This is a genomic window from Roseovarius sp. D22-M7, from assembly GCF_037083785.1.
In the GTDB taxonomy this organism is placed as follows: domain Bacteria; phylum Pseudomonadota; class Alphaproteobacteria; order Rhodobacterales; family Rhodobacteraceae; genus Roseovarius.
This window is the reverse complement of record NZ_JBAPKY010000201.1, coordinates 1-819: the sequence shown is the minus strand read 5'-3', so window position 1 is coordinate 819 and position 819 is coordinate 1. Positions and strand designations below refer to the sequence as shown.

Annotated in this window: 2 protein-coding genes; both read right to left on the bottom strand. The window is 70.1% G+C overall.

The annotated features are described in order from the left end of the window. The coding region (locus V8324_RS22135) for an IS630 family transposase (RefSeq protein WP_336422029.1) at nucleotides 1–555 on the bottom strand (555 nt) is incomplete at its 3' end. Next, nucleotides 455–819 (bottom strand): helix-turn-helix domain-containing protein (locus V8324_RS22130; RefSeq protein ID WP_336422028.1); only part of this gene is annotated, 365 nt, incomplete at its 5' end. The genes V8324_RS22135 and V8324_RS22130, both read right to left, overlap by 101 nt.

The following is an 819-nucleotide window of genomic DNA, read 5'->3' as shown; positions in this document are numbered from 1 at the left end:
CAGGGAGAGAAACCGGTCGCGCAGGTAAAGCCAGACCCGCTCCATCGGGTTGAGCTGGGGTGAATAGGGCGGAAGCGGCACGAGCGTGACGTTCGGCGGAACCACAAGCGCCCTGGTCGTATGCCATCCTGCGCCGTCCACGACCATGACGGCATGCTCGTCCTCGGCCAGCGTCGCGTCGAAGCGGTCGAGGAAGATCTGCATCGTATCGGTGTCGACCGTGGGCAGGACCAACGCGAAAGCGCCCCCGCCGCCGGGACGGGCGGCGCCGAAGAGATACGCCCATTCGTGGCGCTGGTCCTGCACCCCCGGCGGGCGTTTGCCGCGCGTCCACCAGCGATGACAGAGCCTTCCCTTCTGGCCGACGCGCATCTCATCCTGAAACCAGAGGGTTATCCGCTTGCCGGGGTGGACCTGGGTGGCGCTCTCCAGTGCTGTCTGGAGCCCCCTTTTGTCACAAGCGGCGCTGCGCTTCCTTGTCGGTCTCCGGATGGGTGGGGCGGGTCTTCTGTCGCGAGACCCCCTCGCGCCGCAGGGTGAGGGCCCGCCAGCCACCGGTTCGAGGGCGGCCCCGAACCGACAGGATCTGCGGCGGCAGGCGCCTGCCCGTGCGCTCTTCGATCCAGCGGCAGAGGTCGGGCAGCGTCCAGCGGCTCACCCCATCGGTCTCGGGGTCGGGACCGCGCAGGATGCGCTCCGACAACCGCGCCAGGTCGGCGTCCGTCAGCGCCTGCGGCCGGCCCGGCGTCGGGCGATCACAGAGCCCCGCGACCCCCTCGGCGTTGTAACCCACCACCGCGTCGCGAAGGGCCTGCCGGT